Source organism: Polynucleobacter sp. AP-Kaivos-20-H2, from assembly GCF_018882215.1.
In the GTDB taxonomy this organism is placed as follows: domain Bacteria; phylum Pseudomonadota; class Gammaproteobacteria; order Burkholderiales; family Burkholderiaceae; genus Polynucleobacter.
The window spans coordinates 791264-806123 of record NZ_JACVOX010000001.1; the positions used below are offsets into that span (position 1 = coordinate 791264).

Here is a 14860-nt window from a genome sequence, read left to right on the forward strand (position 1 = left end):
TCCTATTATTTAAAGTCACGCTGGTTTGCTGTTTTGCGATGTAAGCCCACGACATAAAACATTACGAGATACACGCCCAATAAACACGGCCCCACTATGAGTGCGATCCGTGCATCCTCATGAAAGCCCATCAACACCACCACTAATCCGATGAATGCCAAAGCAAACCATGAGGAATATGGCCACCAAGGAGCGCGGTACCCTAACTCTGCTACTTGGGATTTGGATAGCGAGTGACGGAATTTGATCTGTGTAATCAAGATCGCGATCCAAACCATTAAGCCAATAAAGGTCACTGCAGCCATCATGTATTGAAAGGCTTTGTCTGGTACAAAATAGTTCAGGACTACACCCGACATACAGACTCCGACTGTAGCCATTACCGCTCGATGAGGAACGCCGTACCGTGAGAGCCTTGAAAAAGATCTAGGAGCATAGCCGTTAGACGATAAGGAGTACAACAAGCGTCCACCACTAAAGATCCCGGCATTACAAGAAGAGAGCGCTGCAGTGATCACAACAAAGTTAATTAAGCCCGCTGCTTCTCGCAAACCCAACCTCTCAAACATCACTACGAATGGACTACCCTGCTGCCCAACTTGATTCCACGGAAAGATTGCCAAAATAACCAGGATAGCGCCCATGTAGAAAATGAGAATGCGCCAAGCCAATGAATCAATGGCCATCGGAATAGTTTTTTGTGGATTCTCAGCCTCGCCTGCAGAAAGACCAATCATTTCTATACCAACATAAGCAAACAAGACCATTTGCAATGACAACAACATTCCGCTAATGCCATTTGGAAAGAAGCCGCCGTGTTGCCATAAATTACTCAGGCCAATGGGCTGCCAATCATTGGTAAAGCCAAACAAGATGACTGAACCTCCAAGCGCAATCATGGCGACAATCGCTACCACTTTGATCAGAGCAAACCAAAACTCAAATTCTCCAAATACCTTTACTGCAATTAGGTTGATTAAGCCCATCATCACGATAGAAGAAAGTGCCCAAATCCACTGCGGGGTCTCGGGAAACCAAATGCCCATATAGATGCCAACCGCTGTAACTTCAGCAATTCCAACCACAATCCAATAAGTCCAGTATCCCCAGCCCACCATATACCCCGCCAGTGGACCCACATAGGTATTGGCGTAGGCCGCGAAAGAACCGGCTACAGGTTCATGCACCGCCATCTCACCAAGTGTCCGCAGAACAATGAAAGCAACAATGCCTGCCAGCAAATAACCTAGAAGAATGGATGGGCCTGCTATTTGAATTGCGCTTGCTGACCCCAGAAATAATCCAACGCCGATCGTTGAGCCTAAGGCCATCAAACGAATATGCCGTACTTTGAGGTGACGTTTTAAGCCAGAGTGTTCAGTCTGCAAGGGAGACCTCCTTTCGATTTGTCATTGGCAACTTACCAACGGAGCAAAGTCTAGGGAGGACTAGTGATCAGCACTAGGGGAGAAAAATTACTAAAGTGACTAATTAAATAAATCTATTTAGGAAAATATTGAAATGTCTTTGAAATCAACGCAGGGATTGAAATAAATTATTTCTGATTGCAAAAGAATCAGTAATTTCCTACAGGGAATCCCCTTAAGGATTTACAGTAATTTTTGAGAAAAACTTACTGTGCAGAGATGAGATTCAGAATTTCTGCGGCAGCTGCAAGCCCACAAGCAGCTGTTACCATCACGGTGGAGCCATAGCCTGAACAGGCCAGACCTCCGCTGGAAGCTCCCGTTCGTGGTTCGTGCGAGTAGATTGCACGAATGCCAATTTTTTTCTTCAGATTTCTGGAGAACCCATGATCTTGTCTGAGTCCTTGGCGAACCTTAGCCAATAAAGCATCTTGTTCGGTACGAGAAAGATCTTCGCAGCGCACTGATGTGGGATCTGACTTACCACCAGCGGCGCCACACATGACTAATGCACGATTATTTTTCACGGCCCACACTGATAAGGCAATTTTGGTTTGTACTGAATCGGTCGCGTCTAATACCAATGCATTTGCTGGAATAAGTCGATCTAAGTTTTCCGGCTCTAAGAATTCATCACAAGCAGTCAAATTGATCTCTGGATTAATTTGCAGAATGCGCTCCTTCATCGCCTCAACTTTTGCTTTGCCGAACTGCCCTTCTATGGCGTGCAGCTGTCGATTGGTATTGCTTTCGGAGATATGATCAAAATCAATAATGACAAGGTGCCCAATACCCGTGCGAGCTAAGGCCTCTGCCGCCCAGGACCCAACACCCCCCAGACCAGCCACCACTACCGTTGCATTCAGAAAGCGCTCGCGCAGTTCTGGCCCATAGAGTCGTGAGACCCCACCAAAACGACGATTTTCTAAGCTACCTTCTGCCTTGTCTTCTGCCATAGCTTCTCTTTATACTGAATAAATGGACTCCATTGCACAACTTCGTAAAAACTATACCTTTGGTCAGCTCTCAGAGACCGAGGTTCCCCAAGACCCACTCCAGCTTTTCAAGCTTTGGTTTGATCAAGCGGTGAAAGCAGAATGTCCTGAACCCAACTCCATGACCTTGGCAACAGCTAACCAAGCTGGCAATCCATCAGCCCGTATTGTCTTACTAAAAGGCGCAGACCAGAATGGCTTCACTTTTTTTACTAACTACGAGAGTCAAAAAGGCAAAGACTTAGCTATCCGTCCTCAAGCAGCCCTCCTCTTCCATTGGCATGAATTAGAGCGCCAGGTACGCATTCAGGGTGTTGTTGAACGAGTTAGCGCAGCTGAAAGCGATGAGTACTTCCATTCTCGCCCAGCCGCCTCCAGAATTGGTGCCTGGGCCTCGCCTCAGAGCACTGCCATCCCAAACCGTGAATTCTTAGAAGAAGCGGAAAAACGTTTTAAGACAGAGTTTGGTGATACACCTCCACGCCCAGAGCATTGGGGTGGTTACCGCTTGCGCCCCACTGAAATTGAATTCTGGCAAGGTCGCCCTTCTAGATTGCATGACCGCATGCACTACAAACTAGAAGGTGCCAACTGGCGAGTGAATCGCCTAGCACCCTAGAGACTGTTAATCCTTAGGAATATTGTGGCGCTATGAGCGATTTAAATTTCGCTCTAAATTTAGCCAGCTTAGGTGCGACTACCGCCATGCAATATCCTTGATTAGGATGCTGCTGAAAGTAATTCTGGTGATAGTCTTCTGCGGGATAAATGGTTGGCGCAGCATCGATCTTCGTCACCACTGGGTTGGCATAGATTTTTGATTCCTCAAGTTCTTGCACAACCTCGTGAGCAATCTTGGACTGCTCTTCACTATGCGTAAAAATCACCGAGCGATATTGCGTGCCATGATCATTGCCTTGATAGTTCAAGGTAGTCGGATCATGAATCACGAAAAGGATTTCTAATAAATCCCTAAATGAAACAATTTGCGAATCAAACAAGATGTCGACAATTTCAGCATGGCCAGATACACCCGTGCAAACAGCCTCATACGTCGGATTAGGTCTAGCGCCACCGGCGTAGCCAGAAACCACTGATCGCACTCCAGAAATTTGCTGGTAAACCGCCTCCAAACACCAAAAACAGCCCCCACCCAAGGTGGCACGCTCTAAAAGTGGTTCTTTTTTATCTAAATTTGTTTCCATGGCTTTATCCTAATGCCTTATTCCAATACCTGCCAACTATTAATAGACTATGAATCGCCTCACTATCCAGCTCGATGAAATGAAAGCAGCCTACGCTGCAGAACCAAACGCCACTCTCGAAGTGAGACTGGATCGAATTGCTCGCATTGAAAAAATGATTGAAGCAAATGAAGAGAAGATCTGCAAAGCCCTTGAGGCTGACTTCGGGGTGCGCCACCCAGTAGAAACGAGACTAGCTGAATGCCAGATGATTTATCAGGCCTGCAAGTACACCCGCAAGCATCTCAAAGAATGGATGAAGCCTGAGCAAAGAGAAGTTCCAACACACATGGGCGCCTCGCAGGCTTGGGTTCAAAGTCAGTCACTAGGCGTAGTTGGCATTCTGAGTCCATGGAACTATCCGGTTCAATTAGCACTCATTCCAGCAATCGCAGCTCTTGCTGCTGGTAATCGCGTTTGGCTAAAGCCTTCTGAACGAAGCTCACGCACCTCTGGATTTATTGCCAGCTTAATTCAAGAGTATTTCCACCCTAGCGAGTTCTGTGTCACTACTGGCGGCCCAGAAGTAGCCGAGCAGTTTTCAGCACTACCTTTTAACCATCTTTTCTTCACTGGCTCAGGAGCCATTGGTAAAAAAGTGATGCGTGCTGCCGCAGAAAATCTGACACCAGTCACTCTGGAGCTTGGCGGTACAACACCCGTCATTATTGATAAGAGCGCCAATCTCAAAGATGCTGCTGCATCCATTGCTTACGGCAAATTACTGAACGGTGGTCAAACCTGTATTGCCCCTGACTATGTTTTGCTAGAACAAGGCATTCAAGAAGAATTTATTCAAGAATTACAAACTGCAGCTCAAACACAATTTAGCAACCCAGAAGAGCTGACAGGCCCGATTGATGAGCGACAGCTAGAATACTGGCAACATCTAGTCAGCGATGCTCAAGACCGTGGTGCAAAAGTGATTCCTTTGCTCAATAACCCTGGTGCTGGCGCAAGACCATTCGAGCCCATTGCATTGATCAATGTTCCGCCGGAAGCCCGCATTCTTCATGAAGAAATCTTTGGACCCATTCTGCCGATCGTGACTGTTGCAGATACCTCGGCAGCAATTGCTTATGTCAACAACAAACCCAATCCCTTGGCTCTATATTGGTTTGGCAAAGACAAAAAGAATATGAAGCGGGTTTTAAATGAAACGTGTTCTGGTGGCGTCACCATAAATGACACGCTTCTACATATCACCATTGAAGATCTTCCTTTTGGTGGAGTGGGTGCAAGTGGCATGGGAAGCTATCACGGCAAAGCAGGCTTTAATACCTTCAGTCATCAAAAGTCGATTCTGGAAGTGCGCGGCTTCTTTGGCTTAAATCTTTTCAAGGGAACCAAAACAGCGCGCCCTCCATATGGAAAAATGACTGAGTGGCTTTTGCGTTATCTCAAATAAAGAGTCAAACATGCAATGCTTGTATGACTAAGCTGAGAAGATGAAGATTTAAGCGTCTATTTCTGAATTAAGTCGGGAAAACCCTTGTAATAGAGTGCTGAAAATGCCATAATAGGAGGCTTTTTAAAGCAATTTTATTCATCGCCCCCCAGCTCTATTTCAGCGTACCGTTTAGAAGTCATAAACACAGAAGTCACAAAACGCGCTGCCGCTTGTCTGATGGTCGATGCCTTTGACCATCGCACCCTATAAAAAACAATGGGTGCAACATACGGAGACATCCCTTAAAGGGGATATGTAATAGCATGACTTTTTCTAAAGAAACTAATCACGAGTCGAAAGACTCAAAGAGCACTGGAACTGAGTTCCAGAATTTTGCCCTAGCGGCATCACTCCTTAAAAACGTTGCTGAACTGGGTTATACCCAAGCCACTTCCGTGCAAGCTCAGGTTATTCCTGCGGCTTTAGCTGGTGGCGACTTATTGGTCAGCAGCCAAACCGGTAGCGGTAAAACCGCAGCCTTTTTATTACCTTTGATTAATCAACTCATCGAAGACAACCCGAACAACTCACCTGTACCAGGTCGCGCACAACCTAAAGTGTTAGTGCTCTGCCCTACTCGTGAATTGGCTCAGCAGGTTTCTGCTGATGCAGTGAACTTAGTTCGCGGCATGAAAGGTATTCGTATCGCAACTGTGATGGGCGGCATGCCTTACGGCAAGCAGATCCAGGCATTGAAAGGTGCGTTGTTAGTTGTTGCAACTCCAGGTCGTTTACTCGACTTGTGCGATAGCAAAGCAATTCGCTTAGATGATGTTAAACAACTCGTTATCGATGAAGCAGACCGCATGCTCGACATGGGATTTGCTGACGATCTCGAGGCAATTGATAAGCGTTGCGCAGGCCGTAACCAAACTTTGATGTTCTCTGCAACTTTCGCGCCAAAGATTATGTCTTTAGCAAACGAATTGACTACAGATGCCAAGCGTATTGAACTTGCTCACGCAGGTGAGAAGCACGCCAACATCGAACAGAAGTTACATTGGGCTGACAGCATGTCACACAAGCACAAGCTTCTTGAGCATATTTTGGCGGACGCCTCTTTAGATCAAGCAGTTGTGTTTGCAAGCACTCAAGTTGAGAGCGAAAAAATTGCTGACACATTGCGTGCCAATGGCTATGAAGCAACTGCCCTACATGGTGCAATGCCTCAAGCTGTGCGTATGCGCCGTCTCGAGTCCTTACGTAAAGGTCACACCAAGATTTTGGTTGCAACTGACGTAGCGGCTCGTGGTATCGATGTGCCACGTATTAGTCACGTGATTAACTTTGGCTTGCCAATGAAACCAGAAGACTATACGCACCGCATCGGTCGTACAGGTCGTGCAGGTCGTAATGGTGTTGCTATCACTTTGGTTGAACATCGTGATCGCGCGAAGATCCGCAATATCGAACGCTTCACACAGCAAGATATTGTTGCTTCAGTCATTGCTGGTCTTGAGCCGCAAGCCAAGCCAAGCTTTGGTGGTGGCGGTGGCGGCAATCGCTCTGGTGGCGGTCGCTCTGGCGGTGGCTTCGGCGGTGGCAATCGCTCTGGCGGTGGCGGCGGTGGTCGTTATGGCTCGGGCGCTCGCTCAGAGTCTCGCTCTGGCGGCGGCTTCGGTGGTGGTAATGCTGGTGGTGGTCGTTCAGGCGATTCACGTCCAGCGCGCTCTGCTGACTTACGTCCTGCGCGTTCTGCTGACTCACGTCCGGCACGCTCTGGTGACTCACGTCCAGCAGGCGGACCACGTTTTGCTAAACCAAAGGCCGGCGGTCAACGTCGCAGCTTTAGCGGTAGCTAAAAATGATTCACCGTAATCGTCTCCGTTCTGCATGGAATCGAGTCGGTTCCGGTGAAATCCATCGGGCGCCACGCGAGTGGCAACCTTGGCTAAGCGATACCGGGTCTCTCACCCAAAAAATTGAGAATGCAATTGGGCAAAAGCTAGAAGTTCAGGTTTTGCGCGACTGTCCTCAATCACTTAATAGCGACGAAAGTCGCTATTTTCATTTCAAGCTCAGACGCTGCAGAGTACGTGAAGTATTGCTCTGCTCAAATGGCATTCCTTTAGTGATGGCACACAGCGTCATTCCAACACTCAGTTCTAGTGGCAGCAATCATCAAGTCTTGCGCTTAGGTACTAAGCCTTTGGGCGCAGTCTTGTTTAGTAAAACTCGAAAACGCTCCAAGGCAAAGCCGCCGCGCGATATTGCACGTCTAGATAAAAGCAGTGAATTGTGGAAAAAATACTCTAAGCACTTTGCTGACTTGAGTTCACCCTTATGGGCAAGACGCACCCTCTATCGCTTAAAGGGTCATCCCATCTTGGTTAATGAGATTTTCTTGCCTGCCTTACTACAGACCGCAAAGCGTTAGTCATTCGCTTTTACTTTTAGATTGTCAGCCAAGCTAAGGTTGACTTGATCAAAGCTTCATCACCTGGCTCACTCGTAAAGACTTCACCAAACCCAATTATTTCGGCCGCATCCGCAATATTGTGGTGTGGGCATAGTGCACTGGCGACATTAAGGTTTTGCGTAGACTGGTCTTTCATGACTTCGCCGAGGTAACGTACCGCCTCAGAGGAAGTGAGCAACCAAAGTGATTTACTCAAATCCATTTCTCGTACAAGTTGCCAAGCAGGATTATCAATATCCAAAGGCACGCGTGTGTAGGTTGAAATAGCTTCCACAGTTGCCCCTGCCTTTTTCAAAGTATCAGCCAGCCAATCACGGCCACCCTCACCTTTAAAGATCACTACTTTTTTGCCCTGCCAATTCCATTTCAAGGATTGAAGCTCTTTCCACAAACCTTCAGAGTCCCAGTGTTCGTTATTTCCCGGAATGATGATGGGAGTGGGATTGTCTTCCGATCCAACACCATGATTTTTTAGGGCAAGATGACTGCTGCCACCCATCACACCAATTGGAATAATCTTCTTAGAAAAATCTTGCCAATCTCGCTCCAATAAACGCATCACACTCTCGATGGCATTAGGACTTACAAAGATGGCAAGATCTGCGTCACTCAGGGTGGTAGCGATGTGGTCAGCTAAATGCCCATCCGACTTTGGAACAATCGTTAGCAAAGGTAAAGAGAGTATTTCTGGAAGACTGCGCTTTCCGACGCCGCTCGCCTCGATTGCTTTGGTGAGCACTTCAATCAATTGACGAGCCTGACCACTAGGTCTCGTGACAATAATGGTTTTAGTGCTCATGCTGAATGGCTACTTTTTCTCTATTTCTATATGTTACTTGGAAAGTTTAGGAATCAAATCAGCCGCGCCCTGTGACAGCAAATCCTTAGCTACCGCAAGTCCTAGCGCCTCCGCGTCTTCAACTGATGTCACCTGAGCACTGCCATTAGCTAAGCAAATAGCCTTGCCATCAACACTTGCTACAAAGGAACGAATCTGCAGGTGGTTCTGATCCCATATGGCATGCGCGGCTAGCGGTACTTCACAAGAACCCCCTAGCTGACGAGAGACCATACGTTCAGCAGATACCGCTAGTAGTGTTGGTAAATCATTGAGTGGAGCAAGCCACTGTTTGATATGGGGGTGCACACTTAAGGTCTCAATCCCCAGTGCCCCTTGACCTGCAGCCGGTGTGTAAGGATCGTATGGCAAAAATGCACGAATGCGGGACTCCAAACCTAAACGCTTCAGACCAGCAGCGGCCAAAATAATAGCCTGATACTCACCACGGTCTAATTTGCCCATGCGGGTGTCTAAGTTGCCGCGCAGGGGTTCAATTTGGAGATGGGGAAACTTGGCCCGTAGGACCGACTCACGGCGCAAGCTTGAAGTACCCACAATTGCCCCGTGAGGAAGATCTTCTAGGCTGGCGTAATCATTAGAAACAAAGGCATCTCTGGCATCTTCCCTGGCCATAACGCAAGAAAGGTCAAAGCCCTCGGGCATCACCATGGGGACATCTTTTAAGGAATGAACCGCTAGATCAGCGCGGCCATCCTCTAATGCGGTTTCGAGCTCTTTGACAAAAAGGCCTTTGCCACCCACTTTAGAGAGGGCTTTATCCAAAATCTGGTCCCCCCGGGTGGTCATCCCCAGGATCTGAACATCACAGTCTGGATAGAGCTTTTTAAGGCAATCCCTAAGGTACTCTGCCTGCCACATGGCTAGGCGACTTTCGCGGGAGGCGATTACTAGGCGCTTGGGGGCTGCTAGGGAAGCCGATTCAGGAGTGGAATTTAAGGTTTGGGACATAACATTTAAAATAATCAAAGACCTACAACAATATACTGTGTTTATGAGCTCATCAAATAATTCCTTAGCCAACAAAGCCCAAGCTTGGTCGGCCCGTTTTGCAGAACCTGTCGACGAACTCGTTCAGCGTTATACCGCCTCTATTGGTTTTGATCAACGCTTTGCCATGGTCGATATTGCCGGCTCCCTAGCCCATGCCGAGATGCTAGCTACCCAAAAGATCATTAGCAGCCAGGATTTGGCCGATATTCAAAAGGGTATGACTCAAATTAAGAGTGAAATCGAGTCCGGACAATTTAATTGGCAATTAGCACTAGAAGATGTGCACCTGAACATTGAGGCACGCTTAACTGCATTGGTAGGCGATGCTGGCAAGCGTTTACATACTGGCCGCTCACGTAATGACCAAGTAGCAACAGATTTGCGCCTATGGTTGCGTAGCAGCGTTGATGACATTGCAGTCACCCTCAAATCTTTGCGCGTAGCGCTTTTGGATTTGGCTGAAAAGCATGCTGCCACCATCATGCCTGGTCACACGCATTTGCAAGTTGCGCAACCGATTACATTTGGTCACCACTTGATGGCCTACTTTGAAATGTTTAGTCGTGATGCTAGTCGCTTGGTAGATTTACGTGCCCGTTTAAATCGCCTACCTTTAGGCGCTGCAGCATTAGCCGGAACCACCTACCCAATCGATCGCGAGCAAGTTGCTAAGGCATTAGGGTTTGATGGCATCTGCAATAACTCATTAGACGCTGTATCGGATCGTGATTTTGCGATTGAGTTTTGCGCCTTTTCATCCATATTGATGATGCACGTGTCGCGCCTGTCTGAAGAATTGATCTTATGGCTGAGCCCCCGCTTTGGCTTTATTGATCTGCCAGACCGCTTCTGCACTGGTAGCTCAATCATGCCGCAAAAGAAAAATCCGGACGTTCCAGAATTGGCCCGCGGCAAAACTGGTCGCGTTTATGGTGATCTAATTTCTTTGTTGACTCTCATGAAGGGTCAGCCATTGGCTTACAACAAAGATAATCAAGAAGATAAAGAGCCTCTTTTTGATGCAGTAGATACCGTTCAAGATACCTTGCGTATTTTTGCTGACATGGTTCCGCATATTGAAGTTAAAGCTGAAGTGATGAAGAAGGCAGCTGAAGAAGGTTTTGCGACAGCAACCGACTTGGCTGACTACTTGGTAAAAAAAGGCTTGGCATTCCGCGATGCCCATGAAGCAGTCGCCCACGCTGTTAAGGCTTGCGTAGGTAGAAACTGTATGCTCACTGATCTCAGTCTTTCTGAGTTGCGCTTTGCATGCGGTTTGGATAACCGCCCCGAACTGATTAGCGATGATGTGTTTGCATTACTCACTGTTGATGGCTCAGTGCAATCACGCCAACATGCCGGTGGTACCGCCCCAGACCAGGTTCTTGCCGCTATTAAACGAGGTCGCGCAGACCTCTAAAGTGCATGGGGTTTTGGTCCAAACTCTCTGCAGGGATTGACTACGTAAACCAGCTTCTGGGCAAGGCAGCCAGCATCATGATTTTGTTGTCTTGTATCGTGTCAGCACTCAATGCCCTGCTGCGCTATGGATTCGATGTCAGCAATAACTGGCCATTAGAACTTCAATGGTATCTCTTCGCTGCTGCAGTTATGCTCGGCACGTCTTACACACTCAAACGTAATGAACATGTTCGCGTTGATTTAATTTACTCACAGCTTTCTGATCGCGGGCGCTTGTGGGTTGATCTCTTTGGTTTAATTTTCTTTTTAATGCCAGCCTGCCTCTTATTTGCTTGGCTCTCTTGGAAAACGCTCTTTTACCCATCATGGTTGGTGATGGAGCATTCTTCAAACTCTGGTGGCTTAGCGCGTTACCCCATTAAGTTTGTAGTGCCCTTTGGATTTTTTATGCTGAGCCTGCAAGGTGTTTCAGAAATCATTAAGCGTATCGGTGCTTTGCAGGGTAAAACAGCCCTCCCCGCTGAAGACCTTCATTACGAAAAGCCGATGCAATGATTCCATTGGAGTGGATGCCCCCGTTAATGTTTGGTGGACTGATCGTCTTTATGTTGATCGGCTTTCCAGTTGCATTCTCTTTAATGGCTGCGGGATTATTTTTCTCAGCTATCGCTATTAGCGAGGGTTTCTTTGGCATCCCATTTTTGCAAGCCATTCCGCAGCGCATCTTTGGTAGCGTGCTCGCCAATGATCTACTGCTAGCCATTCCCTTCTTTACCTTCATGGGCGCCATCTTAGAGCGTTGTGGTCTTGCAGAAGAAATGCTCGACTCGATGGGCCAATTGTTTGGGCGCGTCCGTGGCGGCCTTGGTTACTCCGTAATCATCGTTGGATTTATCTTGGGCGCTATCACTGGCACTGTAGCTGCTCAGGTGATTGCCATGGCGATGATTTCTTTACCGGTGATGATGCGTTACGGCTACAACATGCGCTACGCTACGGGCGTTTTAGCAGCTTCTGGGACTATTACGCAGTTAGTACCCCCATCGCTGGTATTGATTGTGTTGGCAGACCAACTCAAAACACAAAGCGGCAGTGCAGATGTGGGCAGTATGTATCTCGGCGCATGGGGTCCATCGCTTTTGCAGATCGCCCTCTTTGCCCTGTATACCTTCTTCCTGAGTCGTGTTCGCCCCGACTATCTACCGCCAGTACCAGAGAGCGCCCTCACACTTAAAGGCTGGGCGCTTTGGAAAAAATGTCTCCTGGGGATCATCCCATCAGCGGTCCTGATTTTCCTGGTTCTAGGCACCATCATGACTGGTATTGCCACCCCTACTGAATCGGGTGCTATGGGCGCAATGGGAGCCCTACTCTTAGCGTGGCTTCGAAGAGCAAGCATTCTGAATCTCAAAGGACTTATAAAAGAGGCTTATCAAAACACGATGCGCATTACTGCCATGGTGGTGTTCATCCTCATTGGATCAACTTGCTTCTCTGTCGTCTTTCAGGGGGTGGATGGTGGCTTCTGGGTTGAGGAACTATTCTCTAATCTTCCTGGTGGTTGGATTGGATTCTTAATCGTTGTGAATTTGTTTGTTTTCTTCTTGGCTTTCTTCTTAGACTTCTTTGAAATCGCCTTCATCGTTGTGCCGATGTTGGCACCAGTAGCAGTGAAATTACTTTCACCGGTATTGCTCGACTCTATGAATGGCAATCCTCAAGCAGCAGCTAGCGCAGCTCTAGTGTGGTTTGGAGTCATGCTCTGTGTAAACATGCAAACCTCTTTTATGCATCCGCCTTTTGGCTTTGCCCTCTTCTACCTTAGAGGGGTTGCGCCCAAAGAGGTGAAGAGTAGTGATATCTACTGGGGCGCACTCCCCTGGGTAGGTCTGCAGTTAGTGATGGTCGTGCTGGTGATGGTATTCCCGGCCTTAGTAACTACCCTCCTAGATAAGCCTGCTGCCGTGGCTCAAAGCCAAGACTTTAATTTCACCGGTAATGAAGATGGCAAACCAGAAGCGCCCACCAATAAAGCAGACGAGGATGCTCCAGTTACGTTTCAGCTGGATAAACCCATTAAGTAAGAGCTTCCTCCGATTGGAGGAAAAGGTTTTCCCCAAATTTGTGCCAAGAATGGGTCTTTTTCATAAAAATCCATTACGCTAGGGAAAATTTAATGGGTTTAAAAATGAACTTTCTCTTTTTGGTGCGCAGAGCACTTCCTGCTATTACCCTATCCGCAGCTCTTAGCGGCTGCGGTTCAACTACAGCACCTGACTTTAGCCAGATGTCAGCAAAGTACGCCAATATTCTGGAGCAATACCAGATCAATATGATCTTCCAGAATATCCTACGTTCTTCCGAAAATCGTCCCGTTAGCTTTTTAGATATGCCAAATATCAATGGCTCGGGATCCATTACAACCACACCATATGCGAGCGCATTCTTTACGGGCGGCATCCTTCCATACAATGCATCCTACCTTCCAATTAATGGTGGCTTAAATAGTATTACACCCGGAGTTTCGCTGTCCGTTGGCAATAGTTTTAACTTCACCCAATCCTCTCTCGATAACGCAGTGTTTTGGAAGGGTTATCTCAATGAGCTTCCGATAGAAAATGTGAAGTACTTTGAACACAATCACATTCCAAAAGAGGTTCTCTTGAGCTTGGTGGTTGATGAAATTGAAATCACTAAGCCCAATGGTGAGTCACTCACGCTGATAAATAATCCCTTGAGACCTGACCATGAAGAATTCCAGAAACACCTTTACAAGCTTATTGCATATGGTCTTGGAGCTTATTTAATAGATACCTCGCAAAAAATTGGGCCACCCCTGAGCGTTTCTCATTTGAAGTCTACTTTTGGCGACAACGCTTTCGAAGCGATGAAAGAATCGGGGATCGTATTGAAAAAAGTGGGCAGTTCATCCGAACTCAAATTTCAGCCAATACAGGTATCTAAAAAATATAAACTTTGTATCAATACAAATAAATATGAAAATTTTGTTCGTCAAGAGTATGGTGATAGCATCTTTTGTCAAGAAACCCTTGCACAAGAGATCGGCAAGCCAAGCGTAGAGAAAAAATCGCAGCCTAAGCTCAATATTCGTATTCGCTCAACGAATAATATTTTTGAATATTTAGGGCAAGTAGTAAAAGCTCAACTGGCCGAAAAGCCTTACATGGTGACCTTGCCACCAACCGCGACAACATTCAATAGCAATACAAGCAAATTCAATCAATATGCTCTTTTTGTAGTGAATAAAAATCAATCGACTCCAAGGCCTTTTTCAAATATCGAAGGCTTGGATGGTAATCTCTACAGCATCCCAAGTGAAAATAACGGCTACTCACCCCTAGCCATTAAATTGCTCTCGCAATTTATGTCACTACAGAAGATTCCAGGAAGTATTCCGGCATCACCATCAGTCTTACTGAAATAAAAAACCATGCAGCAGCAATCAATCTGGCCCCTAGGGGCCAGATTGATTGAAGAGTCATGCATTACTCGTAGTGGTAACGGCAGGCAATAATAACCAGCTGATCTTTTTCGATGGCATACACCAGACGATGAACATCATCAATTCTTCTGGACCAAAATCCTGACAGACTCTCTCTAAGCTCTTCCGGCTTTCCGATCCCCTCTTTGGGATTTCTCAAGGATTCTTTGATTAAAGAGTTAATACGCTTCAAGGTTTTCTTATCCTGCCCCTGCCAATAAACGTAGTCAACCCATGCTGCATTTGTCCACACCAGCCTACTGAGCATCCACCAGAGCCTTTGCTTTGGTCTGTCCTTTGCGATATTGCGCCAACGATTTCTCCAAATGCTTTACGTTAGCCGGAGATTTTAATAAATGGAATGTTTCCATCATGCTGTTATAGGTATTCAAAGACATGACTACAGCATCCTCCGCATCTCTGCGTGAGATCACAGCAACATCACAATCAGCCACTACCTGATCAATGACTTGTTTAAATTGATTTCTAGCATCGGAAAAATTAATAACTCTCATGGCAGCCTTTGACTTGTTCAATTTATTGTACAAG

15 protein-coding genes are annotated in these 14860 nt (G+C 46.9%); 8 read left to right on the plus strand and 7 right to left on the minus strand.

Annotated features, from left to right (window positions below; translation table 11 throughout):
- Window positions 1-5 precede the first annotated feature (5 nt).
- Together ICE89_RS04000 and ICE89_RS04005 are read right to left on the minus strand one after the other, a co-directional pair.
- On the minus strand, window positions 6-1388 hold the full coding sequence (locus tag ICE89_RS04000; RefSeq protein WP_216264929.1) for an amino acid permease: 1383 nt from the start codon (window positions 1386-1388) through the stop codon (window positions 6-8).
- Between the two features lie 245 nt (window positions 1389-1633).
- Complete coding sequence (locus tag ICE89_RS04005; protein WP_216264930.1) at window positions 1634-2383, minus strand: ThiF family adenylyltransferase; 750 nt, start codon at window positions 2381-2383, stop codon at window positions 1634-1636.
- Between the two features lie 22 nt (window positions 2384-2405).
- Between ICE89_RS04005 and pdxH the strand changes: the two genes are divergently transcribed.
- Window positions 2406-3041, plus strand: coding sequence for a pyridoxamine 5'-phosphate oxidase (pdxH, locus tag ICE89_RS04010; protein ID WP_216264931.1), 636 nt, complete (start codon window positions 2406-2408; stop codon window positions 3039-3041).
- Between the two features lie 13 nt (window positions 3042-3054).
- Here pdxH and msrA read toward each other — a convergent pair whose 3' ends face one another.
- Window positions 3055-3627 carry a peptide-methionine (S)-S-oxide reductase MsrA gene (gene msrA / locus ICE89_RS04015; RefSeq protein ID WP_216262283.1) on the minus strand — a complete coding sequence of 191 codons (573 nt, stop codon included), beginning with the start codon at window positions 3625-3627 and terminating at the stop codon, window positions 3055-3057.
- A gap of 49 nt (window positions 3628-3676) precedes the next feature.
- Here msrA and ICE89_RS04020 point away from each other — a divergent pair, with 49 nt between their 5' ends.
- From ICE89_RS04020 to ICE89_RS04030, 3 genes are all read left to right on the plus strand, one after another.
- Entirely contained in the window at window positions 3677-5074 is a 1398-nt protein-coding gene (locus tag ICE89_RS04020; RefSeq protein ID WP_216262284.1) for a coniferyl aldehyde dehydrogenase, read from the plus strand.
- Between the two features lie 305 nt (window positions 5075-5379).
- On the plus strand, window positions 5380-6918 hold the full coding sequence (locus ICE89_RS04025) for a DEAD/DEAH box helicase (RefSeq protein WP_216264932.1): 1539 nt from the start codon (window positions 5380-5382) through the stop codon (window positions 6916-6918).
- Window positions 6919-6920: 2 nt separating this feature from the next.
- Complete coding sequence (locus ICE89_RS04030; protein WP_216264933.1) at window positions 6921-7493, plus strand: chorismate lyase; 573 nt, start codon at window positions 6921-6923, stop codon at window positions 7491-7493.
- Between the two features lie 16 nt (window positions 7494-7509).
- Here ICE89_RS04030 and ICE89_RS04035 read toward each other — a convergent pair whose 3' ends face one another.
- Together ICE89_RS04035 and hemC are read right to left on the minus strand one after the other, a co-directional pair.
- A complete protein-coding gene (locus ICE89_RS04035; RefSeq protein WP_216264934.1) occupies window positions 7510-8334 on the minus strand; it encodes a uroporphyrinogen-III synthase in 825 nt (274 codons plus the stop codon).
- A gap of 33 nt (window positions 8335-8367) precedes the next feature.
- Window positions 8368-9345: a hydroxymethylbilane synthase gene (hemC, locus tag ICE89_RS04040; RefSeq protein ID WP_216264935.1), complete on the minus strand. Its 978-nt coding sequence runs from the start codon at window positions 9343-9345 to the stop codon at window positions 8368-8370.
- Window positions 9346-9388: 43 nt separating this feature from the next.
- Here hemC and argH point away from each other — a divergent pair, with 43 nt between their 5' ends.
- The 4 genes from argH (at window position 9389) to ICE89_RS04060 (ending at window position 14254) form a co-directional block, all read left to right on the plus strand.
- A complete protein-coding gene (gene argH / locus ICE89_RS04045; protein WP_216264936.1) occupies window positions 9389-10807 on the plus strand; it encodes an argininosuccinate lyase in 1419 nt (472 codons plus the stop codon).
- Window positions 10808-10812: 5 nt separating this feature from the next.
- On the plus strand, window positions 10813-11364 hold the full coding sequence (locus tag ICE89_RS04050; protein WP_216262291.1) for a TRAP transporter small permease subunit: 552 nt from the start codon (window positions 10813-10815) through the stop codon (window positions 11362-11364).
- Complete coding sequence (locus tag ICE89_RS04055; RefSeq protein WP_216262293.1) at window positions 11361-12893, plus strand: TRAP transporter large permease subunit; 1533 nt, start codon at window positions 11361-11363, stop codon at window positions 12891-12893. Before ICE89_RS04050 ends, ICE89_RS04055 begins: the two co-directional genes overlap by 4 nt.
- Before the next feature lie 104 nt (window positions 12894-12997).
- On the plus strand, window positions 12998-14254 hold the full coding sequence (locus ICE89_RS04060; protein WP_216264937.1) for a hypothetical protein: 1257 nt from the start codon (window positions 12998-13000) through the stop codon (window positions 14252-14254).
- Between the two features lie 61 nt (window positions 14255-14315).
- Here ICE89_RS04060 and ICE89_RS04065 read toward each other — a convergent pair whose 3' ends face one another.
- The gene (locus ICE89_RS04065; protein ID WP_216262297.1) at window positions 14316-14579 is read right to left on the minus strand and encodes a Txe/YoeB family addiction module toxin; all 264 of its coding nucleotides are present in this window, start codon (window positions 14577-14579) and stop codon (window positions 14316-14318) included.
- Window positions 14569-14826 carry a type II toxin-antitoxin system Phd/YefM family antitoxin gene (locus ICE89_RS04070; RefSeq protein WP_216262299.1) on the minus strand — a complete coding sequence of 86 codons (258 nt, stop codon included), beginning with the start codon at window positions 14824-14826 and terminating at the stop codon, window positions 14569-14571. The genes ICE89_RS04065 and ICE89_RS04070 overlap by 11 nt, the downstream gene beginning before the upstream one ends.
- Between the last annotated feature and the right edge of the window lie 34 nt (window positions 14827-14860).

Excerpts from the sequence above, each read along its gene's own strand:
- ICE89_RS04025 (WP_216264932.1), top strand. The coding sequence starts at position 5,380 with ATGACTTTTTCTAAAGAAACTAATCACGAGTCGAAAGACTCAAAGAGC.
- ICE89_RS04060 (WP_216264937.1), top strand. The coding sequence starts at position 12,998 with ATGAACTTTCTCTTTTTGGTGCGCAGAGCACTTCCTGCTATTACCCTA.
- msrA (WP_216262283.1), bottom strand. The coding sequence starts at position 3,627 with ATGGAAACAAATTTAGATAAAAAAGAACCACTTTTAGAGCGTGCCACC.
- ICE89_RS04050 (WP_216262291.1), top strand. The coding sequence starts at position 10,813 with ATGGGGTTTTGGTCCAAACTCTCTGCAGGGATTGACTACGTAAACCAG.
- ICE89_RS04035 (WP_216264934.1), bottom strand. The coding sequence starts at position 8,334 with ATGAGCACTAAAACCATTATTGTCACGAGACCTAGTGGTCAGGCTCGT.
- argH (WP_216264936.1), top strand. The coding sequence starts at position 9,389 with ATGAGCTCATCAAATAATTCCTTAGCCAACAAAGCCCAAGCTTGGTCG.
- ICE89_RS04005 (WP_216264930.1), bottom strand. The coding sequence starts at position 2,383 with ATGGCAGAAGACAAGGCAGAAGGTAGCTTAGAAAATCGTCGTTTTGGT.
- ICE89_RS04070 (WP_216262299.1), bottom strand. The coding sequence starts at position 14,826 with ATGAGAGTTATTAATTTTTCCGATGCTAGAAATCAATTTAAACAAGTC.
- ICE89_RS04055 (WP_216262293.1), top strand. The coding sequence starts at position 11,361 with ATGATTCCATTGGAGTGGATGCCCCCGTTAATGTTTGGTGGACTGATC.
- ICE89_RS04065 (WP_216262297.1), bottom strand. The coding sequence starts at position 14,579 with ATGCTCAGTAGGCTGGTGTGGACAAATGCAGCATGGGTTGACTACGTT.
- ICE89_RS04030 (WP_216264933.1), top strand. The coding sequence starts at position 6,921 with ATGATTCACCGTAATCGTCTCCGTTCTGCATGGAATCGAGTCGGTTCC.
- hemC (WP_216264935.1), bottom strand. The coding sequence starts at position 9,345 with ATGTCCCAAACCTTAAATTCCACTCCTGAATCGGCTTCCCTAGCAGCC.
- ICE89_RS04020 (WP_216262284.1), top strand. The coding sequence starts at position 3,677 with ATGAATCGCCTCACTATCCAGCTCGATGAAATGAAAGCAGCCTACGCT.
- pdxH (WP_216264931.1), top strand. The coding sequence starts at position 2,406 with ATGGACTCCATTGCACAACTTCGTAAAAACTATACCTTTGGTCAGCTC.